Origin of the sequence: Levilactobacillus sp. LN180102, from assembly GCF_050106635.1 — a bacterium.
GTDB classification, from domain to species: domain Bacteria; phylum Bacillota; class Bacilli; order Lactobacillales; family Lactobacillaceae; genus Levilactobacillus; species Levilactobacillus brevis.
Window position 1 is genome coordinate 38,965 of record NZ_JBNIIX010000016.1, and the last position, 21,952, is coordinate 60,916.

General features: G+C 46.4%; 22 protein-coding genes. 3 read left to right on the forward strand and 19 right to left on the reverse strand.

The annotated features are described in order from the left end of the window. Positions 1-102 precede the first annotated feature (102 nt). The 16 genes from murA to ACP4IT_RS09890 all read right to left on the reverse strand — a co-directional run bounded on the left by murA (position 103) and on the right by ACP4IT_RS09890 (position 14,275). Positions 103-1,410 (reverse strand): UDP-N-acetylglucosamine 1-carboxyvinyltransferase, encoded by a 1,308-nt coding sequence (gene murA / locus ACP4IT_RS09815; RefSeq protein WP_011668145.1) that lies wholly within the window; start codon positions 1,408-1,410, stop codon positions 103-105. 26 nt (positions 1,411-1,436) lie between these two features. After that, a complete protein-coding gene (locus ACP4IT_RS09820; protein ID WP_011668146.1) occupies positions 1,437-1,667 on the reverse strand; it encodes a DUF1146 family protein in 231 nt (76 codons plus the stop codon). 208 nt (positions 1,668-1,875) lie between these two features. Further along, positions 1,876-2,295, reverse strand: coding sequence for a F0F1 ATP synthase subunit epsilon (locus ACP4IT_RS09825; RefSeq protein ID WP_011668147.1), 420 nt, complete (start codon positions 2,293-2,295; stop codon positions 1,876-1,878). Positions 2,296-2,308: 13 nt separating this feature from the next. Then, positions 2,309-3,724, reverse strand: a complete 1,416-nt coding sequence (atpD, locus tag ACP4IT_RS09830; protein ID WP_011668148.1) for a F0F1 ATP synthase subunit beta — start codon at positions 3,722-3,724, stop codon at positions 2,309-2,311. 22 nt (positions 3,725-3,746) lie between these two features. Continuing rightward, complete coding sequence (locus ACP4IT_RS09835) at positions 3,747-4,646, reverse strand: F0F1 ATP synthase subunit gamma (RefSeq protein WP_011668149.1); 900 nt, start codon at positions 4,644-4,646, stop codon at positions 3,747-3,749. Between the two features lie 30 nt (positions 4,647-4,676). Continuing rightward, a complete protein-coding gene (atpA, locus tag ACP4IT_RS09840) occupies positions 4,677-6,218 on the reverse strand; it encodes a F0F1 ATP synthase subunit alpha (protein ID WP_011668150.1) in 1,542 nt (513 codons plus the stop codon). Between the two features lie 30 nt (positions 6,219-6,248). Beyond that, positions 6,249-6,791 carry an ATP synthase F1 subunit delta gene (gene atpH / locus ACP4IT_RS09845; protein ID WP_011668151.1) on the reverse strand — a complete coding sequence of 181 codons (543 nt, stop codon included), beginning with the start codon at positions 6,789-6,791 and terminating at the stop codon, positions 6,249-6,251. After that, the gene (atpF, locus tag ACP4IT_RS09850; protein WP_011668152.1) at positions 6,781-7,296 is read right to left on the reverse strand and encodes a F0F1 ATP synthase subunit B; all 516 of its coding nucleotides are present in this window, start codon (positions 7,294-7,296) and stop codon (positions 6,781-6,783) included. Before atpF ends, atpH begins: the two co-directional genes overlap by 11 nt. Positions 7,297-7,346: 50 nt before the next feature. Next, entirely contained in the window at positions 7,347-7,559 is a 213-nt protein-coding gene (gene atpE / locus ACP4IT_RS09855) for a F0F1 ATP synthase subunit C (protein WP_011668153.1), read from the reverse strand. Between the two features lie 35 nt (positions 7,560-7,594). Continuing rightward, complete coding sequence (gene atpB, locus ACP4IT_RS09860) at positions 7,595-8,314, reverse strand: F0F1 ATP synthase subunit A (protein WP_011668154.1); 720 nt, start codon at positions 8,312-8,314, stop codon at positions 7,595-7,597. 347 nt (positions 8,315-8,661) lie between these two features. Continuing rightward, positions 8,662-9,291 (reverse strand): uracil phosphoribosyltransferase, encoded by a 630-nt coding sequence (gene upp / locus ACP4IT_RS09865; RefSeq protein ID WP_015473510.1) that lies wholly within the window; start codon positions 9,289-9,291, stop codon positions 8,662-8,664. 92 nt (positions 9,292-9,383) lie between these two features. After that, the gene (gene glyA / locus ACP4IT_RS09870; RefSeq protein WP_011668156.1) at positions 9,384-10,625 is read right to left on the reverse strand and encodes a serine hydroxymethyltransferase; all 1,242 of its coding nucleotides are present in this window, start codon (positions 10,623-10,625) and stop codon (positions 9,384-9,386) included. 80 nt (positions 10,626-10,705) lie between these two features. Beyond that, the gene (locus ACP4IT_RS09875) at positions 10,706-11,722 is read right to left on the reverse strand and encodes an L-threonylcarbamoyladenylate synthase (protein WP_011668157.1); all 1,017 of its coding nucleotides are present in this window, start codon (positions 11,720-11,722) and stop codon (positions 10,706-10,708) included. Between the two features lie 17 nt (positions 11,723-11,739). Further along, a complete protein-coding gene (prmC, locus tag ACP4IT_RS09880; protein WP_011668158.1) occupies positions 11,740-12,591 on the reverse strand; it encodes a peptide chain release factor N(5)-glutamine methyltransferase in 852 nt (283 codons plus the stop codon). Further along, a complete protein-coding gene (gene prfA / locus ACP4IT_RS09885) occupies positions 12,584-13,669 on the reverse strand; it encodes a peptide chain release factor 1 (RefSeq protein ID WP_011668159.1) in 1,086 nt (361 codons plus the stop codon). The genes prmC and prfA overlap by 8 nt, the downstream gene beginning before the upstream one ends. Positions 13,670-13,690: 21 nt before the next feature. Then, the gene (locus ACP4IT_RS09890) at positions 13,691-14,275 is read right to left on the reverse strand and encodes a thymidine kinase (RefSeq protein ID WP_011668160.1); all 585 of its coding nucleotides are present in this window, start codon (positions 14,273-14,275) and stop codon (positions 13,691-13,693) included. A gap of 205 nt (positions 14,276-14,480) precedes the next feature. Here ACP4IT_RS09890 and ACP4IT_RS09895 point away from each other — a divergent pair, with 205 nt between their 5' ends. After that, positions 14,481-15,830, forward strand: coding sequence for a Mur ligase family protein (locus ACP4IT_RS09895; protein WP_011668161.1), 1,350 nt, complete (start codon positions 14,481-14,483; stop codon positions 15,828-15,830). Beyond that, positions 15,827-16,531, forward strand: coding sequence for a type 1 glutamine amidotransferase (locus ACP4IT_RS09900; RefSeq protein ID WP_011668162.1), 705 nt, complete (start codon positions 15,827-15,829; stop codon positions 16,529-16,531). Before ACP4IT_RS09895 ends, ACP4IT_RS09900 begins: the two co-directional genes overlap by 4 nt. Before the next feature lie 55 nt (positions 16,532-16,586). On the opposite strand, the gene ACP4IT_RS09905 is transcribed toward ACP4IT_RS09900, so the two are convergent. The 3 genes from ACP4IT_RS09905 to ACP4IT_RS09915 form a co-directional block, all read right to left on the reverse strand. After that, positions 16,587-17,606: a serine hydrolase domain-containing protein gene (locus ACP4IT_RS09905; protein WP_011668163.1), complete on the reverse strand. Its 1,020-nt coding sequence runs from the start codon at positions 17,604-17,606 to the stop codon at positions 16,587-16,589. Between the two features lie 118 nt (positions 17,607-17,724). Next, positions 17,725-19,566, reverse strand: coding sequence for an ABC transporter ATP-binding protein (locus ACP4IT_RS09910; RefSeq protein WP_011667975.1), 1,842 nt, complete (start codon positions 19,564-19,566; stop codon positions 17,725-17,727). Further along, positions 19,559-21,292, reverse strand: coding sequence for an ABC transporter ATP-binding protein (locus ACP4IT_RS09915; protein ID WP_156646836.1), 1,734 nt, complete (start codon positions 21,290-21,292; stop codon positions 19,559-19,561). The genes ACP4IT_RS09910 and ACP4IT_RS09915 overlap by 8 nt, the downstream gene beginning before the upstream one ends. A gap of 168 nt (positions 21,293-21,460) precedes the next feature. Here ACP4IT_RS09915 and ACP4IT_RS09920 point away from each other — a divergent pair, with 168 nt between their 5' ends. Continuing rightward, positions 21,461-21,790, forward strand: a complete 330-nt coding sequence (locus ACP4IT_RS09920; protein WP_011667977.1) for a hypothetical protein — start codon at positions 21,461-21,463, stop codon at positions 21,788-21,790. Positions 21,791-21,952: the final 162 nt, after the last annotated feature.

Here is a 21,952-nt window from a genome sequence, read left to right on the forward strand (position 1 = left end):
GCCAATTTTCAACATTTCATTATACCATAAACTGCCACAACTCTAAATAGCTCGTCGCTAGACCAAATAAAAAGGTGGCCAGTACATGCCACCTCAGCTTTGCTAATTATTGATGTGCGAATTCTTTAAAACGACGGCATCGTTGTCAGGTGCAGATACCCGTTTCACTTCTGCTCCTAACGCGGCCAACTTCTTATGGAAGTCATAGTAGCCTCGATCTAAGTATTTTAAATTCGTCACTTGCGTGTAACCGTCAGCAACCAGCCCCGCTAAAACCAATGCAGCAGCAGCCCGTAAATCAGTTGCGGCAACTTCAGCACCATTAAAATCAGTTGGTCCGTGCATCACAACCGTCCGACCATTTACTTGATACTGGGCATTCATCCGTCGAAGTTCCTCAAGATGCATGAACCGGTTTTCAAACACCGTTTCGGTCATCGTACTGGTTCCTTCAGCGGCTAATTGTAAGATGGTCATCTGCGGTTGCATATCGGTTGGAAAGCCCGGATATGGCAGCGTCTTCACATCCGTTGGTTGTAAGCGATCTGGTCCAATAACCCGGATACCAGCAGCTTCTTCCGTCACTTGAACGCCCATCTCTTGGAGCTTAGAAATCAGTGGCTTGTTGTGTTCCACAATGCCATCCTGAATCAAGACGTTACCGTGCGTCAACGCAGCGCCAACCATGAAGGTTCCCGCTTCAATACGATCTTGAACCACACTATGTTCCGCACCATGCATCTGATCAACACCATCAACCCGAATGGTTTCGGTGCCAGCACCACGTACGTTAGCCCCCATCTTATTTAAGATGTTAGCCAAATCAACAATTTCTGGTTCGCGAGCAACGTTATCAATCACCGTTGTGCCCTTGGCCAAACAAGCAGCCATCAGGATGTTTTGCGTAGCCCCAACACTTGGAAAATCAAGATAAATATGTGCACCTTGCAAACGATCAGCAAAGGCTTCGATATAGCCATCATGCTGTTCAATCCGCGCTCCCAGCGCCTCTAGACCCTTCAAATGCAAGTCAATTGGTCGTGTTCCAATGGCACAACCACCGGGCAAGGCCACACGAGCATGACCCAAGCGCGCTAACAACGGTCCCATCACAACGATTGAGGCCCGCATCTTTGAGACGTACTCAAAGGGAGCTTCACTTGAGACCTGCTTCGTTGCGTCAATCGTCACTTCTCGTTTGGCTTCATCAAAGTCAACCTTTAAATTCAAGAAGCGTAAGACCTTATTCATCGTATAGACATCAGACAAAACCGGAACATTTGCTAAATGGGTGATCCCATCCTGAGCCAAAATACTTGCTGCTAAAATTGGCAACACGGCATTTTTGGCCCCTTCGATATGAACCACACCAGATAAGCGGTTCCCACCATGAACGATAATTTTTTCCATGGGATACCTCCAAAAATTTTATGAGTCTACCGTAACAGGTAGCCCAGGTTACGAACGTTATTAATGAAGTCCAAAAAGAATGAGCTACAGCCAAACCCAACAGCAACCGCTAACATCACAATCAACACTCGTGATTGTCGTGGATAAAAGGTCATCAGTCGTTCAATATGTAACGCTGAAATCGCCCAAAATGCGAGGGCAATAAAGAACAAATGACTAATGATGGTTAGAATCCCCTGTAGTCCAACGAGTCTCATTTTCTCAATCCTTCCTAAACATTCTCACTAACTATAGCATAATTCTTTTCCCTTGTCCTTGAGAATGCGGTAAAAACGGCGTTTGTAATATTACAATTATTATATTCAATCAATTTAACTATCCAATCACTTTGTCATTATAAGTAAAAAGGACCTCCCATTGTGGGAGATCCTTTCGTTAATTGCTGGTTAAAAACAAAGAACGTTTTTAATGCTTGGCAACGTTAATCCGGTTAACCGCACGCCGTAAGGCCACTTCAGCCCGGGCAAGCGTATCGGCATCATGTGCCTCTTGTGCCTTCTTAATCGTTGCTTCAGCCCGTTCCCGTGCATTCTCAGCACGGTTAACGTCAATATCGTCTTGACGTTCTGCACTATCCGCAACAATGGTCGCTACATTGCCAGAAAATTCCAAGAAACCACCATTAACGGCAATTTCATCTTCATTTTCCCCACGCTTAATCCGTGCTTCTTCCACTTCGAGTGAAGCAATCACGGGAACGTGATTAGGCATAATCCCTAATTGCCCACTTTTAGTGGTCACAATTAACAGATCGCCTTGTTCATTGTAGACTTGACCATCAGGAGTAACGATACTAACAGATAACACTGATTGATTATCAGCCAATTAGAATCCCTCCCTAGTTGTTGGCAACGGCGTCATTCATTTGCTTAGCCTTTTCTACAGCGTCTTCAATAGCACCGCAGTTCCGGAAAGCATCTTCTGGTAAGTCATCGTACTTACCATCTAAGATACCCTTAAAACTCCGGATTGTATCTTCAAGCTTAACGTACTTCCCGTCCATACCCGTAAACTGTGAAGCCACAGAGAATGGTTGTGACAAGAAGAATTGAATCCGCCGCGCCCGTTGAACAATCGTTTGTTCTTCATCAGATAATTCATCCATCCCAAGGATTGAGATGATATCTTGCAATTCATGATACCGTTGCAACACGCGTTGCACTTCGGTAGCCACGTCATAGTGTTCTTGACCGATGATTTCAGGGGCCAAGGCCGTTGACGTTGATGCCAATGGGTCCACGGCTGGGTAGATCCCTTGTTGTGTCAACGCACGTTCCAAGTTGGTCGTTGCATCCAAATGGGCGAACGTCGTCGCAGGAGCAGGGTCGGTATAGTCATCAGCAGGCACATAAACGGCCTGAATTGACGTAATTGACCCCTTCTTCGTTGACGTAATCCGTTCCTGTAACTGACCCATTTCAGTAGCCAACGTTGGTTGGTAACCAACGGCTGAAGGAATCCGACCCAAGAGGGCAGAAACTTCAGAACCGGCTTGCGTAAACCGGAAAATGTTATCGATAAAGAGCAACACATCTTGGCCCTTCACATCACGGAAGTATTCCGCAATGGTCAAACCAGTCAAGGCAACTCGCATCCGGGCACCAGGAGGTTCGTTCATTTGACCATAAACCATGGCCGTCTGCTTTAGAACCCCAGAGCCTTTCATTTCCCAGTACATGTCGTTACCTTCACGGGTCCGTTCACCAACACCGGTGAAGACGGAAATCCCGTTATGGCCTTGGGCAATGTTATGGATTAATTCTTGAATTAAAACGGTCTTACCAACACCGGCACCACCGAACAACCCAATCTTCCCACCACGAACGTAAGGTTCGAGTAAGTCAATCACCTTAATCCCAGTTTCTAGGATTTCAGTTGTAGGGTTTAATTCGTCATACTTTGGTGCATCACGGTGAATTGGCATCCGTTCAGCGTCTGGTCCAAATTCGGCACCGCCGTCAATTGGATCCCCGAGCACGTTGAACACCCGACCAAGGGTATCGTCACCGACTGGAACAGAAATCGAAGCACCAGTGTTTTCGACTTCCAATCCTCGGCGAAGACCATCGGTACCGTCCATGGCAATGGTCCGCATAACCCCGTCACCTAATTCCAAGGCAACTTCGGTTACAAGGACACTACCATCATCTTTTTTGATGTTAAGGGCAGTATTGATGTCAGGTAATTCATCGTTCAACGGGAATTCAACGTCAACAACAGGTCCGATAACTTGAACAATTTTACCAGCACTCATTATTCGTTAATTCCTCCCGTCATTAATTATTTAAGGCTTCCTGACCACCAGTAATTTCGGTGATTTCAGTCGTAATCGCTGCTTGTCGTGCACGGTTATAGTGCAGTTGCAACGTTGCAATCAAATCATCAGCATTATCCGTGGCGGACTGCATCGCATTGGTACTTGATGCATGTTCGGCAGTCTTTGCGTCCAAGATCGCACCATAAACCAAGCTTTCTGCGTACTGTGGCAGAACGACTTGTAACACTTCTTCTTCAGAAGGTTCCGTGTCGTATTCAGCAGTCAATGGCGCTGCTTGGGTGTCCTTAGCCGCATCAGTTGACATTGTTTCCTTATCAACTGGCAACATTTTTTCAGCCCGAAAACGGGATGAAATCCGGTTAACAAAGTGGTTGTAGCAGACGAAGAGTTCATCGAAAACTTCGTTGTTGAACATGGTGGTAACGGTCTTAACAATTTCCCGAACTTCATTAAATTCTGGAACGTCACTGACCCCACGATATTCATAAGCCACATTAACACCCCGGTGCTTGTAAAAATCCGCACCAGTTCCCCCAACGGCTAACACCATGTAGTCGTCTGGATTAGGTGTGCGTTCTTTAATGAACGCATTTGTATCCCGTAAAACGCTGCTATTATAGCTTCCCACCATACCACGATCGGAGGTGATTACCAAATAAGCGGTTTTCTTTACCGGACGGTTCGACTGTAGGCTACTTGAGGAATTATCCAACAGATGAGACTGCGAAAGATGCATGACGACAGCCTTAACTTTAGAAACATAGTCTTGGTAGCCGACTGCTTGTTTCTGAATCTTATTTAACTTCGCCGTCGAAACCATGTGCATTGCCGACGTAATCTGCCGGGTTGCTTTCGTGGAATTAATTCGACGTTGAACGTCATGAATTGATTCAGCCATTATTTCTCACCATCCTTCCTTCAAGTAATCTTAATCAGCCGTCTGGGCTGCCGTATCATCTGCTTTGGCAGTTGGTTGGAACATCCCATCGAATTCCTTGATTGCGTCTTCCAGTGTGTTGCCTTCTGGCAAGTTTCCAGTTGTCGTAATCGAATCTTCAAGGTCCTTGTGACTAGCGTCCATGTAATCAAACAATTCGTTTTGATAACGTAAAACGTCAGCAACTTCCAACTTGTCCAAATGACCATGAGTCAAAGCAAACAAGATAATAACTTCCTTAGCAACTGGAACAGATTCATGCAAGCCTTGCTTCAAGACTTCCACAGTCCGTTCCCCACGTGCTAACCGTGCTTGCGTAGCGGCATCCAAATCAGAGCCAAATTGCGCGAATGATTCCAGTTCCTTGTAGGCGGACAAGTCCAACCGCAAAGTCCCGGCAACCTTCTTCATGGCCTTGATCTGAGCGTCCCCGCCAACCCGAGAAACGGAAGTCCCGGCATCCATGGCTGGCCGAACACCTGAATAGAAGGAATCACTGTTCAGGAAGATTTGACCATCGGTGATGGAAATAACGTTGGTTGGAATGTAAGCAGAAACGTCACCGGCCTTGGTTTCAATGACTGGCAAAGCCGTCATCGAACCGCCACCAAGTTCATCGTTCAACTTAGCTGCCCGTTCCAATAAACGAGAGTGGGTGTAGAAAATATCACCAGGGTAAGCTTCACGACCTGGTGCACGCCGCAAAATCAAAGAAAGTTCACGATAAGCATCGGCTTGCTTGGTTAAATCATCATAGACAATCAACACATGCTTGCCATTGTGCATGAACTCTTCACCCATCGCTGCACCGGCATATGGTGCGATGTACAGCATAGGTGCTGGTTCGGAAGGACTAGCGGTAACCACGATCGTGTAGTCCATCGCGCCGAATTTTTCCAGCGTTGAAACTTGCGCCCGCACCGTTGAAGCCTTCTGACCGATTGCAACGTAGATACAAATCATATCTTGGTCTTTTTGGTTAATGATCGTATCAATGGCAATGGAGGACTTCCCAGTCTTCCGGTCACCAATGATCAATTCACGTTGACCACGACCAATTGGAACTAAGGCATCAATGGCCTTGATCCCGGTTTGTAGAGGTTCACTAACCCCTTGCCGGTCCATAACCCCTGGTGCTTTATGTTCAATTGGACGCGTCTTATCCGTGGAAATGTCCCCTTTACCGTCAATTGCTTGACCCAATGGGTTAACAACCCGGCCAATCAGTTGATCGCCAACGGGAACTTCCATGATTCGGCCAGTCCGCTTAACCGTATCGCCTTCAGTGATTCCAGTGAAATCACCCAAGATAACAATACCAACGTCACTGGCTTCGAGGTTTTGGACCATCCCATAAACCCCGTTGTCAAACAACAGTAACTCACCTTGTAAGGCATTGTTCAGACCGTGGGCCCGAGCGACACCATCACCAACGTAAGTAACCGTACCAGTTTCTTCAACTGAGATTTCATCTTGATAGCTTTCTAATTGTTGTTTAATTAGAGCACTGATTTCCTCAGCTTTAATGCTCATGAAAGTTTCACCTCTTTATCACCGAATTCGTTATGCGAGCAGTTGCTGCCGTAAACGATTAATTTTAGTTCGTAAGCTACCGTCAAGAATCGTGTCCGCAGCTTTAACAATAACCCCACCAATAACATCAGGATCAACTTTACTGCTTAAAACGACCTTTTCTGCCCCAACGCGCTTGGCGTAAACGGCTTCAATTTGAGACTTTTGTTCCGCGGACAGTTCAACCGCCGTGGTCACCTCAGCATAAACCGTGTGGTGCAGTTCATCATACAGCACTTGGAATTGGTCGATAATATCGACCATATTTTCCATGCGACCATAATCATAGACCATTTGAATCAGATTCTTGATATACGGTGATGCTTGCTTCAACAATGGTTGAAGTAACGCTTCGCGATCAGCAACCTGCAGGCTAGCGTCTGAGAGCATCGTGCTCAACTGTGGGTTGTCCTGGAAGATACGCCGAAGTTCTTGTAGCTCTGTGTAGCCTGACTCCAGTTGGTCTTTTTCGGACAACAAATCAAATAATGCTTGTGAGTAGCGCTTAGCTACCGTTGCCCTATTAAGACTCATGTTGCTTCCCCAACCCTTCGATATAAGAATCAATTAATGCCTTTTGATCGTCAGCCTTTAATTCTCGTTGAATGATCTTGGAAGCAATCTCAATAGATAAGTCCGCCACATAGTTCCGAGCATTTGACAAAGCGTCTTGCCGTTCTTGTTCGATGTCCTTTTGGGCATTTTGCTTCAACGTTTGGACGTCTGCTTGGGCTTGGGTCACGATTTGTTCCCGTTGCTGTTGGCCATTGGCCTTGGCATCGTTAACGATCGTTTGGGCTTCTGACCGTGAGCTTGCTAATGCAGCTTGACGCTTTTGAACTAATTCAGCAGCATCATTGCGGGACTTTTCAGCTGAGTCAATATCATTACTGATTTTGTCAGCTCGGTCCTGCATCATCTTAGTCACTGGCTTCCAAGCCAAGACTTTAATAATCCACATTAATAGTAAGAAGCACACGGCGTAAAAGATCGAATCACCATAGTACAGGCCTTGACCAACCACTAAATGTGAGAGCATCTATTGACACCTCCTTTTACTATCAGATAGAAACATTATCGTCAGTTAAACTACTTGTTCATAACCATCAAAGCCACAACGAAGGCGATGATAGGCATGGCTTCAACAAGCCCAACCCCGATAAACATGTTCGTCCGTAATTGACCTGATAGTTCAGGCTGACGGGCCATACCTTCTAGCATTTTGGAAATAACGATACCATCACCTACACCACCACCAATAGCGGCTCCGGCCATAGCGATACCAGCTGCAATAGCTCCCATAATCTGTGTTTCCTCCTTAAAATTAAATAATTCCTTTATTCCTCAACTTCAAGCTTTTGAGAAATGTAAACAGATGACAACGTCACGAAAACGAACGCTTGGATTGCCCCTAAGAAAGCAGAGAATCCTTGCCAAATCATTTCGATTGGTACAGCGACCACCATCGTTGCGATGCCGTGTGAAATTGCCAGCTCCCAGATCAACTTCAATAGCATTTCACCAGAGAAGATAACCCCGAAGATACGAAGGCCCAACGTCAAGAAGTTCGTGAACTCTTCAAAAATACTAATTGGTAGCCAGAACACGAATGGTTTCATGTAATTCGCAAAGTGGGTCTTGTACCCTAACTTGCGGACCCCAGCAAACTGGGCCAGCATCAATGTCATCAATGAGAAAGTCAACGTCACGATTGGATCAGACGTTGGACTTCGGACGATTGTGGCACCGCCGCTGGTAGCCAATTGGATAAATAACCCTAATTGGTTAGACAAGAACAGGAACAAGAACAACGTGAATCCATACAAACCAAACCCGCCAACTTCCTTAGCAGGAATGGAACCCTTCAAAATTCCGTTGGTAAAATCAATCAGCCATTCCAAAAAGTTTTGCCCTTTGGTTGGCTTCATGGCCAAGTTTCTGGAAGTGAAAAAAATAACCGCAACGACCAGCAAGAAAACCACCAAGCCGGAAACAACGTTCGCAGTACTAAAAGTCAGTCCCAGAAATTGGAAGGTCGAAACTGGACCATCATTCACCGAATATCACCTCTTTTCAACACTATATGGACGCAATCCCCAAGGTAATTTCCTCAATAAATCAGGTATTTCCATTAAGAAAAGCGGAATAGCAAACGAAGCGAGTGCTCCATTCAAATACACTGGAAATGATACCACCAATTCACACAAAAAACAAAACAATTTTTCAGGGTCTAAACATTCTAATCGACTTAAAGGGAAGTATCGCCATATCAACAACGAGAACGTTTTCAAATTGTAATTGCGTGTGCAAATTGCCTCATATTTTGTGAACATTGTCAAGCGAAATTTATTTCAGCAAAACAAAGAAGAGATTCGACCCTAAATTGGTCGAATCTCTTTGACGTTTATTTCGTTCCAAATAAGCGGTCCCCGGCATCCCCGAGACCTGGCACAATATAGCCATCTTCATTAAGATGGTCATCTAAAGCGGCTGTATAGATGTCAATATCTGGATGTTTTTCACGGAGGGCTTTAACCCCTTCTGGTGCGGATACCAAACACACAAACTTAATGTTGCTGGCACCGCGCTTCTTCAGAGCATCAATCGCCATAATCGCTGATCCACCCGTTGCTAGCATTGGGTCGACCACGAAGACCTGCCGTTGACCAATATCAGATGGCAATTTAACGAAGTATTCATGTGGTTGAAGCGTTTCTTCATCCCGGTACATCCCAATATGACCAACCTTGGCCGCTGGAATTAATTCGAGAATCCCATCAACCATACCAATTCCTGCTCGTAAAATTGGGACAATAGCCACTTTCTTACCAGCAAGTTCTTTAGCGGTCATCTTAGCCACTGGCGTCTCGATCGTTTTATCTTGCAATGGCATGTCGCGTGAGACCTCGTAAGCCATTAACGTCGAGATTTCATTGACAACTTCACGGAAACTGCGGGTCCCGCAGTCTTTGTTCCGAATAATCGTCAGTTTGTGTTGAATCAACGGGTGGTCAAGTACTTGAAACTTCCCCATGAATAAACGCTCCTTTATGATTTCTTACAATTGTACCATGTATTATCGCTATCAAACTGATTAATTTAAAATGAAAACGTTTTTTTCACAAATTAATCCAGTTGCGACAAAGGATGGGCACTGGTCAGTTCCTTAACCCGTTGCCGAACACCGGTTAAGACCGCTTCATCCTCGGGATTTAAGAGCGTTTTAACAATCAGCCGAGCCACTTCACGTGATTCATCTGCGTTGAACCCACGAGTCGTAATCGCTGGCGTTCCTAAGCGAATACCCGATGTTTTAAATGGACTGAGTGTTTCATTAGGAATCGCTTCTTTATTCGTGGTAATCAAGACACTATCTAATAATTCTTGTGCTTGTTTGCCGTTTAATGCCGTCTGGGATAAATCTAACGTCATTAAGTGATTATCTGTGCCACCGGAAACGACCCGAACTGTTGGTAACTGGCTAAATTCATCAGCCATGGCTTGGGCATTGGTGATAATTTGTTGCGCGTATTCCTTAAAAGCCGGTTGGCTATCTTCAAAGAATGCCGCTGCCTTTCCTGCAATCACATGTTCTAAAGGTCCCCCCTGAGTTCCCGGGAAAACAGCCGAATTGATCTTTTTCGCATTCTCCGCCTGAGAGAGAATCAGACCGCCACGTGGTCCCCGTAATGTCTTATGTGTTGTCGTGGTTACGACGTCAGCGATTCCTACTGGACTTGGATGAAGACCAGTCGCCACTAAACCAGCAATATGGGCCATATCCACCATTAAATAAGCCCCGACTTCATCGGCAATGGATCGGAAAGCTTGCCAATCAATCGTCCGTGAATAGGCCGAAGCCCCTGCCACAATCAACTGTGGCTTCACTTTTCGTGCAAGATCCCGAATCATATCATAATCCAGCAACTCAGTTTCCGGATTCAAGGCATAGCTATAGCTGTTGTACAACTTGCCCGAGAAGTTCACCTTGGCCCCGTGGGTCAAATGTCCACCGGCATCCAACCCCATCCCTAAAATCGTGTCTCCAGGTTTGAGGAAGGCCGCATAGACAGCCTGATTGGCTTGTGATCCAGAGTGAGGTTGAACATTGGCATATTCCGCCCCAAATAATTTTTTTGCTCGATCAATGGCTAGTTGTTCCACCACGTCAATATACTGCGTGCCGCCGTAGTAGCGCTTCCCGGGATACCCTTCGGCGTACTTATTGGTCAACACGGAGCCTTGAGCTGTTCGCACAGCGTGACTAACAATATTTTCTGAGGCAATCAACTCAATGGTTTCCTCTTGACGTTGTTCTTCATCAGCAATAGCGCCCCATAACGCTGGATCTTTTTCTTTAAAATTCAAACGGCGATCCCTCCTAGACTGTAGTTGGTATTATTTTACCAAACTTTCCAGTCAAGTGGGACCGCCGTGCTTACAAATCTTTAATTTGTGAAATGCTGTTGTCCGGCCGACTTATTCAACCGGTTCATGTAGGCCGCGCCTAAGCCCTCAGCCGTGAACCCTTGGGCCAAGATCCCCGTCACGGGTGATTCCAAATCAAAATGCCGTAGCCCAGCAAATAACCGGTGACTCGCACTGGTTAAATCATGACCAAGTGAGAAAGCCTCGACGTTATCTGGTAGGTTGTGGGCCTGTAAAATCCGGTCGACGGCCATCACACCAATCGTCCCTGACTGTTCGCTAGCCCATTGTAGCGCCGCCGTCCAATCCGCTTCATGATCCACGATGGTGACCTGCGCATTGGGGGCATAATGTTTGTACTTCATGCCAGGTGCCTTAGGAACTTCAGTTTTGCCCACTTTATGGTGACTGGATTGAACGGTTCCAATCACGGCAGCCAACTGTTCCTCCGTCACACCACCTGGCCGTAAGATCGTGGGAATATCCGTCGACATGTCCAATACCGTCGATTCAACACCGACCTTGGTCGGACCATCGTCCAAAATACCGGCAATTTTGCCATTCAAGTCATGGTATACGTGCTTAGCCAACGTTGGGCTAGGCTTGCCCGAAGTGTTCGCTGACGGTCCAACTAATGGTACTCCCGCTGCCTTAATCAGTGCCAAAGTGGCCGCGTTATCCGGATTACGGAAAGCAGCCGTATTGAGTCCGCCCGTTACCGCTGAAGACAGCTTCCCTGGCTGTAGCGCAAAAATCAAGGTTAACGGACCTGGCCAAAATGCTTTGATCAGCGCTTCAGCCTTATCTGATAACGGTTGGGCAAATGCCTTTACCGTTTCTTCGCCAGTAACATGTACAATCAACGGATTGTCGCTTGGCCGGCCTTTGGCTAAGTAGACCTGTTTAACGGCCGCTTCATTGGTTGCATCGGCCCCCAAGCCATAGACGGTCTCCGTTGGAAAGGCCACTAACTGACCTGCCTGAATGGCAGCCGCCGCCTCAGCAATTTGATCAGTGTTAAATATTTTGGTTTCCATCTTATCTCTCAACTCTCCTATCCCTTTGATGCTAAGTGGACATGGATCATGCGATCATGCCCATTAATATCTGATTTAACGGTCACCTGTGCATCTGGTAACGCCTGTTTAAAAATCTGTTTCACTGCCGCGCCCTGATGGTACCCAATTTCGGCAAAAAAGTCGCCGGTTGGTACTAAATACGTCGTCAGCACTTGCGCAAAGCGCTGATAAAACGCTAGTCCATGATCAGCAGCATACAACGCCTGCTCCGGCTCATAACGTTTCACACTGGTATCCATCTCCGGCATTTCAGTACGATCAATGTATGGTGGATTAGACACAATGACGTCAAAGCGCTGACCCGTAACTGGCGCCAATAGATCCCCTGTCGCCCACATCAGTTGTGCGGTGAGGCGTTGCGCATTCTTTTGCGCAACTGCGATGGCGGCATCCGAAATATCAGTCGCCGTCACCAGCCACATGGGGCGTTCTTTTTTCAAGGTCACGGCAATCGCGCCGCTGCCAGTGCCCACATCAATGACCTTAGCGGCGGGCTGCCGAACCACCTGTAGCACCCATTCTACCAACTCTTCCGTTTCTGGTCGGGGAATCAAAGTGGCCGGGGTTACTTGAAACTCACGACCATAAAAGGGCGCGTATCCCAACACGTACTGGGCTGGCTCCCCCGCACAAACGCGAGCAAGTTGCGCTTGAAACGCTTGAGTCTGAGTTGGCGATAGTGCTTCACGGTAATGCTGCACTAACTCCGTAAATCGCCACTGATTACCTTCCAGCATCAGATACTGGGCCAGTTCAGGGTCTTGTCCGGCCATCTGCAACTGCTGCTTAGCCGCTTGCAAGATCGCTAACACCGTTTGCTTAGCCATTATTCTTTAAGTCTTCCAACTTAGCGGCCTGGTCAGACACAATCAAGGCATCAATAATATCATCTAATTCACCATTCATGATCCGATCCAGCTTATTTAGTGTCAGTCCAATTCGATGATCAGTTACCCGGTTTTGTGGGTAGTTATACGTCCGGATTCGTTCAGAACGATCCCCTGTCCCCACTGCCGACTTCCGTTCAGCGTTATAAGCACTCTCTTCTTGTTGCTTGTAGTAATCGTAGACCCGGGCCCGTAAAATTTGCATGGCCTTCGCCCGGTTTTGCTGTTGTGACCGTTCGTCTTGCATGGCCACAACGATCCCAGTCGGCAAGTGGGTCATCCGTACGGCTGATGACGTCTTGTTAATATGTTGTCCACCAGCACCGGAAGACCGGTAAACATCCGTCCGAATATCTTTAGGATCAATATCAATATCCACGTCTTCTTCTTCAGGCATAACCCCGACCGTTGCCGTACTGGTATGCACCCGACCCGCTGATTCCGTTACGGGAACCCGTTGAACCCGGTGCGCGCCATTTTCGTACTTCAGCTTGGAATAAACTTTATTCCCAGTAATCATCATAACAATTTCCTTAAAGCCACCCACTTCAGTCGCATTTTCGTCAACCACTTCAATTTGCCAGCCCTGACGTTCTGCATACTTGGAATACATGCTAAAGAGGTCTGCCGCAAATAAGCTGGCTTCGTCGCCACCAGCAGCCCCATGAATTTCCATGATGATGTTCTTATCATCGTTAGGATCCTTAGGCAACAGTAAAACTTTGATGTCTTCTTCCAAAGCAGCTTTTTGCGCAGTTAGCTCCTTCAATTCGTCTTTGATCATTGACTCCATATCGGCGTCTAGCTTGTCGTGGAGCATCTCGTCATCGTCCGCAATCTGTTGGGTGACATCTTGATATTGATGGTACTTATCGACCGTTTCTCGTAGTTCTCCTTCTTCTTTAGAAAGAGCCATAAAACGCTGCGTATCTGCAATCACTTCTGGATCACTGATTAACTCATTGAGCTCGTCATACCGATCTGCGACCGCCTGCAGCTTATCAAACATTTCATCCATTTTTCTCTTAACCTCGTTTCGTTATTTCCCAATCTGATCTAATGGTGGGTTGAAATAGTGGCGACGACAAACGGGGTAATAGGCTTCATTACCACCAATTTGCACTTGTTCGCCTTCGTACACGGGTTGGTCATTGTGAAAGCGCAAATTCATAATCGCTTTTTTGGTGCAGAACCAGCAAATCGTCTTCATTTCTTCTATTTTATCTGCGTATAGCAACAGGTATTTGGAACCTTCGAATAATTCGTTGCGAAAATCGTTCTTTAAGCCAAACGTCATGACCGGAATCTTCAGTTCATCAACTACCTTAGCCAACTGGAACACATGTGCTTTGGTCAAGAACTGCGCTTCATCGATTAATACGCAGTTTGCTTGGGCATCAATGCGTTGAATTTCTTCAAAGAGATCCGTGTCTTGAAAAATAGGATGTGCTTGCCGTTTTAGTCCAATTCGACTGGCGATGTAACCGACCTCATCACGGGTATCTAGTCCACTGGTCATGATGATCACTCGCTTATGTTGTTCCTCATAGTTATGGGCGACCTTTAAGATTTCAATGGTCTTCCCGCTATTCATTGCACCATACCGAAAAAATAGCTGCGCCACGTTACTCCCACCTTTTTGACAGTTTCTATCTATTATAGCTGATTGCCCCGGAAAATTCGACCGTCCAACCAGCAAACTTTCTTAGCGATTTGGCAAAGTTCAAGCGCTAGACTCCCCTAATGGCCGAAAAAATGCTAAAATTAAGGCTTGAATATTAAGGAACCCGACATTAAAAAAATTGTCGCAATTAAGGAGCGAAAAGTTCATGTCATTTAGAAGCGGCGTTGCCACCTTCGCGGGAAAATCCTCTTACTGGTTTCTCCATACCTTTCTTCACGGAGGAAGTTCTCTTCCCGGAAAAATTACGTTAAAGCTTGATCCGAATATTTTACGCACACTAGGTGCCAAATACGATGTCATCGTTATTACCGGGACTAACGGTAAGACGCTAACAACGGCTCTGACCGTTTCGGTCCTTCACGAAAAGTATCCAGCCATCTTAACGAACCCCACTGGGTCCAACATGGAACAAGGGATCGTTACCACCTTTTTGAATGCCAAGAATCCCAAGACGGGTCGTCCGTTGGCTGTCTTGGAAGTCGATGAAGCCAACGTAATCAAAGTCACACATTACATTGAACCTAAAGCCTTTGTCTTCACCAATATTTTCCGTGATCAAATGGATCGTTACGGTGAAATCTACACAACCTACCAAAAAATTTTGGACGGAGTGGCTTTGGCCCCTAAAGCAACGATTATTGCCAATGGTGATTCCCCCATTTTCAACTCCAAGGAACTCCCGAACCCAATTCAATACTACGGGTTTGATAATGAACCTGACACTGACATGAAAGCCAAGCCCAATACAGATGGCGTTTTATGCCCCGTCTGTCAGCATATTTTACATTACCACTCCTTGACCTACAGTAATCAAGGAAAGTACTTCTGTCCCAACTGTGGCTTTGCTCGTCCAGAGCTTACTTATCGGTTAACCGCACTGGGCGAACAGACCCCCACTTCATCTCACTTTGATGTTGATGGTCATCCATTCACCATTCAGGTTGGTGGTACCTATAACATCTACAATGCACTGGCAGCATACGCTGTTGGCCGCTTTATGGGCGTGGCTCCGGAACAAATTGCTCACGCCTTTACAGCAAATGAACGGGTCTTCGGTCGGCAGGAAGTCATCAATGTGGGCGACAAACGAGTCACCATTATTTTAGTGAAGAATCCAGTGGGCCTCGATCAGGTCTTACACATGATTGGCACCGATAAAGAACAATTCTCATTTGTCGCCCTGTTGAATGCAAACTACGCGGATGGTATTGATACCAGTTGGATTTGGGACGGCGATTTCGAACAGTTAACGGCGCTTGACATTCCCACGTTCATTACCGGTGGTGAGCGTTATAAAGATATTACCTTCCGCTTAAAGGTGGCCGGCGTCCCCGACGACCAGCACATTGTGGAACCCGATTTGGAAAAAGTCGTCGACCGTATCACGGACTTACCAACGGAACGGGTCTATGTTCTTGCAACTTATACCGCCATGTTACAGTTGCGTAAGATTTTAGCCACCAAAGGCTACATTAAGGAGGGATTTGGCGCATGAGTACTCATTTAACCATTGCTCACCTCTATGGTGATCTGATGAATACGTACGGTGATGCAGGCAATATTTTGGCGCTTAATTACTATGCCAAACAAATGGACGTCACCTTAGATGCTAAAGTTGTCAGCTTAGAAGAAGACTTCAAGGCAGCAGATTACGACATGGTCTTGTTTGGTGGCGGCCAGGACTTTGAACAAACCATCGTGGCCCAAGACATCCAAACTAAAAAAGCTGAATTGATTAAGTTTATCGAAGATGACGGGCCAGTACTAGCCATTTGCGGTGGTTTCCAATTATTGGGTCACTACTACATTGGTGCTAATGGTGAAAAGCTCCCCGGAATTGGTGCCTTAGATCATTACACCCTCGATCAGGATAATAACCGATTTATCGGTGATATTGAAATTAAGAATGCCGAAACTGGTGAAGTTTACCATGGCTTTGAGAATCATCAAGGCCGGACTTTCTTGGGCAAGGGTGAACGACCATTAGGAAACGTGATCACGGGTAAGGGCAATAACGGTGAAGACGGTACCGAAGGCGCTATTTACAAGAACGTCTATTGTTCTTACTTCCATGGCCCCATCTTGACACGCAACGGTGAGATTGCCAAACACCTGTTGTTAGCAGCGCTTCGCCGAAAATACCCAGAGGCTGATTTCACAACCCAAGCCGCACTTCCGATCCCGGCAACTTTCTAAAGATATAAAAAACGATGTGTCCACCCTACTCGTGGAGACATCGTTTTTTATCAGTTTATTGTCGACTTTTCTCAGCTAAATAAGTGCTAATCACCGCATTCCGTTGATCCAAATAAGGCTCGTTAGGTGCTATCGGATGCACACGATTCGTTAAGAAAACCATGGCTTGTTGCATCAGTGGGTCAATGACCAGATACGTTCCCGTAAAGCCTGAATGCCAAATGACCCGGTGAGCAGTTGGCCACTGCGCTGTGGTTAATGCCCAGCCCAATGAGCGACCAGCCTGGTGGGTCGGTGTCCAATCGCTCAGTAAGTGGTGAACCCACTGTGGCGGCAAGACCGTTGCGGCCGCTTCTGGTCGTAAGTAGGCCTGACAAAATCGGGTCAAATCGGCAACGGTACTAAACAGCCCCGCTGACCCACACCGGCGTTGTAACACCAACCCTTTGGGATCATGAACCATCCCACGAATCACGCCCCGCTCAGCTGTTACTGCTGTGGGAACACACTGTTCAGCATTGGTTGGTGTAAACGTGCTGTGCTGCATGCCCAAAGGCGTCAAAACTCGTTGCTGGGCAACCGTTTGAATGGGTTGTTGGAGAATCTGCTCGACAATCCAGCCTAAAAAAATATAGTTCACATCGGCGTAAACCATCTGCCGATTGAATGTGGGACCAACGTGTAACTTCAATAAAGCCGCCGTTAATTCTGGGGCAGCTAACTGATCGCGATGGGGAATATACCCAGTGATCCCGGAGGTATGGGTTAATAGATGCTGAATGGTGACGCGTGAATCTTGCCATTGGGGTAACCAATCAGACACCGAATCTGTCAAATGTAGCCGTCCTTGTGCTAACAACTGTAAGACGACACTCAAGGTTCCCACCACTTTGGTTAAGGACGCTACATCGTATAACATTCCGGGACGTAATGGCTCCGTTTGGGGCACCAATGCTGCCTGACCGATGACCCCCGTTTCTACACGATCACCATCAATAAAGCTATAGCTGACGCCCGGAACCACGCCGTCCGTTACTAGCCGGTGCAACGCCAGTTTTGTTTGTGGATAAGTCACGCCCTCACCCCTTTCTACTTGTCACCCATTGTACCCATCTTTCTTGCCCCCATGCAACTCGCGAGATTAAAAAAGATTAGCCATCACGTCATCCGCGATCAAGGCTAATCTTTTTATTTTATGCTAAGTTGTTTCCAGAGAATTGACTGTTGTACAAATCAGCGTAGAACCCATTTGCAGCTAACAAGCTATCATGATTCCCCGTCTCAACGATGTGCCCATGGTTCATGACCACAATATTTTCAGCATTTTGAATGGTTGATAAGCGGTGTGCGACGACAAAGCTTGTCCGACCCGCTAATAAGCGTTGCATCGCGTGCTGAATCAGCATTTCCGTCCGCGTATCAACTGAACTAGTCGCCTCATCCAAAATTAAAACATCTGGATCGGCCACAAATGCCCGTGCAATGGTTAATAACTGTCGTTGTCCTTGTGAAATATTGGTTGCTGCTTCATTCAAGACCGTCTCATAACCTTCTGGTAATTGACGAATGAACGTATCGGCATGGGCGGCCTTGGCTGCCGCATAAACCTCATCATCCGTTGCATCTTCTCGGCCATACTTAATATTGTCAAAGATACTCCCCGTGAAGAGCCATGTATCTTGTAAGACCATGGCAAAGTGACGCCGTAATTCCGGTCGACTAACCGACTGCGTATTTTGACCCCGATATTTAATTTCCCCAGAACGAACATCATAGAAGCGCTCCAGCAAATTAATAATCGTCGTCTTTCCGGCACCAGTTGGCCCGACAATGGCCACCATCTCGCCCGGTTTAACTTTCAAGTTAAAGTCTGCAATCAGCGGATTAGCTGGAACGTACTGGAAAGCTACGTCGTTGAACTCAATCACGTTGCCATTGGCCGCAGTGGCTTCTGGTAGGGTTCCCGTAGCTTCCGGCGACATATCCGTCTCATCTAACACCGCAAAGATCCGCTCAGCCGATGCAATGGTGGCTTGGATCGTATTGGTCAAGTTAGCCATTTGCGTAATCGGTTGTGAGAACTGGTTGGTATACTGTAAGAACGCTTGCACGTTCCCCAAGCTAACCGTCCCGTTAGCAACTTGAATCCCACCGATAACTGCTACAGCTAAATAATCCAAATTTTTAACGAAGTTCATCAACGGAAAAATTAAGCTAGAAACAAACTGTGCTTTCCAAGCAGAATGGTAGTATTTGTTGTTATGCTCTTCAAATTCTGCTTGAGCCTCGGCCTCTTGATTAAAAGTCTTCACAACTGTATGTCCAGCATAAGTTTCTTCGACTGTATCATTTAACAAACCTAAGTTCTTCTGTTGACTGGCAAAGAAACGTTGCGATTTAGGGGCGACAATCATAACCACTAATAAGCTCAACGGTACCGAAATCAACGCCACTAATGTTAACCAGCCACTAATGGTGAGCATCATATAGAGTACACCGAAGAACGTCAAAACACTGGTTACCATTTGTGAGAGCGTCTGCTGCAACGTCCCCCCAATGTTATCCATATCATTCGCCATCCGTGACATTAAGTCACCATTGCTATGTGTATCATAATAACTGATCGGTAGACGTTGCATCTTTTGTTTCAAATCTCGCCGTAGTCGGTAAACGACTCGCTGCGAGATCCAGCTCATAATCAGCTGTTGCACAATCCCAAAGATTGCCGCACCAGCATACATCACGCCAACCACCACTAAGATATGACCAATCTTGCCAAAATCAATTGGTAGACTGTGAATCCCAATGCCGGCCTTCAATTGCGCCTGCCCTTTCATCACACCTTTAAAGAGTTCAGTCGTAGCCTGGCCCAAAATTTTAGGCGTTCTAATCTGTAAAACAACCGAGACAATCGCAAAAATTAACACGACGAAAATCCCAGGAAGCCAGCGCTTCATGTATCGAAATAACCGACCCGTCGTTTTCCAAAAGTTCTGTGGCCGCTGTTTAGTTGCGGACCCACGTCCATTACGCATCGACAGCATCCCCCTTTCGGATTTGCGAATCAAGAATTTCTTGATAGGTCTTGTTGGTGGCCTTTAATTCATCGTGCGTACCTTGACCCACAATCTTTCCACCATCAATCACCAAAATCAGATTGGCATCGGCAACCGTAGACACCCGTTGCGCCACGATAACAGTCACACCAGCCTGAACTTGCTCGTCTTGGCGCAATTGTTGTCGTAGTAAGGCATCCGTCTTAAAGTCCAGTGCTGAGAAAGAATCATCGAAGATATAAACACTCGCGCGCTTTAAAATCGTTCGTGCAATCACCAGCCGTTGTCGCTGACCACCAGAGAAGTTATCCCCATTTTGCTCAACAACCGCGTCTAAGCCGCCCTCTTCTTTAACAAAGTCACTCGCCTGAGCAACATCTAGAGCATGCCATATTTGACTGTCACTGGCATCTTGCATGCCGTAAACCATATTGCTACGAATCGTCCCTGAAAACAGTACGGCTTTTTGCTGGGTAATTGACACCGCCGCATGCAAGGCCTGTTGACTCATTGCTGTTAGGGCAGTGCCGTTTAGCTTAATTTGACCGCTCTCTGGATCAAACAACCGAGGAATCAGGTTCACCAGTGTTGATTTACCGGAACCCGTCCCCCCAATAATCGCCACCGTTTGTCCAGCCGTCGCCTGAAAATTAACGTCTGCTAGCGCCAACTTTTCGGCGCCTGTATAGCGGAAATTGACATGGTCAAAAACCAAACTAGCTGCTTGATCCTTAACTGTCACGGGTTGATCTGGATCATTAATCTTAGACTTCAAGTCCATCACTTCATTGATTCGGGCAGCTGAAGCCTGGGCCCGGGGAACAAAGACGAAGACCATCGAAACCATCATAAAACTAATCAACAACTGTGTGGCGTAAGTCATAAAGGCCACTAGGTTCCCAACCTCCATAGATTGGTTACCAATCAATTGACCCCCATACCAGACGATCCCAATATTTGTTCCGCTCACAATCAACGTAATAATCGGGAACATTAATGACACAATCATGAAAACCTTAATCCCAGTTTTCGTGTAATCTTGGTTGGCCCCTTCAAAACGGTCCTGCTCGAACTGATCTTGGTTAAACGCCCGAATGACCCGCACACCCGTCAGTCCTTCACGAAAGACCAAATTGATGCGATCAATCTTCTTTTGCAGACTCTTAAAGAGTGGTACCGCAAAGTACATCACTAATCCCGTAAACAGGGCTAAAACTGGTAATGCCACTAGGAACACCATTGTCAGCCGCGGACTCTTAACATAGGCTAAGACCCCCGCGCCAACTAGCATGATTGGCGCCATTAACATCATTCGTAACATTTGAACCATGACATTTTGAATCTGAACCACGTCATTAGTCGTCCGGGTAATTAAGGACGCATTACCGACGGTTTCAAATTCTTCCGTTGAGGCATACGTCACTTTCTTAAAAATAACACTGCGGATTCGTTGTCCCATCTTTTGGGATTGCGTGGCAGCAAAGTAGACATTCCCTGCCGCTCCCAGCACACCGATGAAACTTAAAAGGAGCATTTTGCCCCCTGTTCGCCAGATGTAACCAATATCGTTATTCGCAATTCCCTTGTCAATGATATTTGAGGTTAGCGTTGGTAACGATAGGTCACAGGCAACTTGAATAATCATAAAACCCACAGCAAGGACTACTGCCCACCAGTCCAAATGTTTTCGGGCAAGTCGCATCATTAGAAATTTGGCCTTCTTTCTTTGCATTACTCTATGAAACATCAAAAAAGCATATGCGATAATTATACTCGCCTATTGACCGTTTGCAATAAAGGATTACCGTTCTATCTTACTGGCAAACCAGCAAATATTTGTTACAATGTAGACACCGAAGGGAGAAAGAGAACTGTGGCGAGTAACTCGGATTCAATCTATAACGTCTTAACCTACATTCATCGGCATCAAGACCGCGTACGTTTTATTCGTCAACGCAACAGCAATGTCATTGCGATTGGCGTTCCGGATACGGTTCCTGTAGCTAATCCGGAAATTTATTTCCCGGTGGGTCATCTGCTAGTCAACCGGATGGACAATGATTTTCTCGCGAAGCATGGTGAGCTACTGAATGACTTCTTCGCCCGTACTAATAGCTCTAAGCTTGACTATCAAGAAGTCTGGATCACAACCAGCTACATTAAAAATGCCCAAACGTATTTGGTTGAACTGTCATTTGAATAAAAAATCGCCATTCACTGACTCGTGAGTGGCGATTTTTTTGGCTCTATGATATTTGGTGTTGATGGATAAAATCCATCGACGCCTTTTTTGTAAAACAAACTAAAAAGGGCATACTGCCCTGTGCTACAATCAAGTCGACGAAAACCAATTGAAAGCGAGTGA

Excerpts from the sequence above, each read along its gene's own strand:
- ACP4IT_RS09835 (WP_011668149.1), bottom strand. The coding sequence starts at position 4,646 with ATGGCTGAATCAATTCATGACGTTCAACGTCGAATTAATTCCACGAAA.
- ACP4IT_RS09875 (WP_011668157.1), bottom strand. The coding sequence starts at position 11,722 with ATGGAAACCAAAATATTTAACACTGATCAAATTGCTGAGGCGGCGGCT.
- prfA (WP_011668159.1), bottom strand. The coding sequence starts at position 13,669 with ATGGATGAAATGTTTGATAAGCTGCAGGCGGTCGCAGATCGGTATGAC.
- upp (WP_015473510.1), bottom strand. The coding sequence starts at position 9,291 with ATGGGGAAGTTTCAAGTACTTGACCACCCGTTGATTCAACACAAACTG.
- ACP4IT_RS09900 (WP_011668162.1), top strand. The coding sequence starts at position 15,827 with ATGAGTACTCATTTAACCATTGCTCACCTCTATGGTGATCTGATGAAT.
- ACP4IT_RS09820 (WP_011668146.1), bottom strand. The coding sequence starts at position 1,667 with ATGAGACTCGTTGGACTACAGGGGATTCTAACCATCATTAGTCATTTG.
- atpE (WP_011668153.1), bottom strand. The coding sequence starts at position 7,559 with ATGGGAGCTATTGCAGCTGGTATCGCTATGGCCGGAGCCGCTATTGGT.
- atpH (WP_011668151.1), bottom strand. The coding sequence starts at position 6,791 with ATGAGTCTTAATAGGGCAACGGTAGCTAAGCGCTACTCACAAGCATTA.
- atpA (WP_011668150.1), bottom strand. The coding sequence starts at position 6,218 with ATGAGCATTAAAGCTGAGGAAATCAGTGCTCTAATTAAACAACAATTA.
- ACP4IT_RS09895 (WP_011668161.1), top strand. The coding sequence starts at position 14,481 with ATGTCATTTAGAAGCGGCGTTGCCACCTTCGCGGGAAAATCCTCTTAC.
- murA (WP_011668145.1), bottom strand. The coding sequence starts at position 1,410 with ATGGAAAAAATTATCGTTCATGGTGGGAACCGCTTATCTGGTGTGGTT.
- atpD (WP_011668148.1), bottom strand. The coding sequence starts at position 3,724 with ATGAGTGCTGGTAAAATTGTTCAAGTTATCGGACCTGTTGTTGACGTT.
- prmC (WP_011668158.1), bottom strand. The coding sequence starts at position 12,591 with ATGGCTAAGCAAACGGTGTTAGCGATCTTGCAAGCGGCTAAGCAGCAG.
- ACP4IT_RS09915 (WP_156646836.1), bottom strand. The coding sequence starts at position 21,292 with ATGATGCGACTTGCCCGAAAACATTTGGACTGGTGGGCAGTAGTCCTT.
- ACP4IT_RS09910 (WP_011667975.1), bottom strand. The coding sequence starts at position 19,566 with ATGCGTAATGGACGTGGGTCCGCAACTAAACAGCGGCCACAGAACTTT.
- atpF (WP_011668152.1), bottom strand. The coding sequence starts at position 7,296 with ATGCTCTCACATTTAGTGGTTGGTCAAGGCCTGTACTATGGTGATTCG.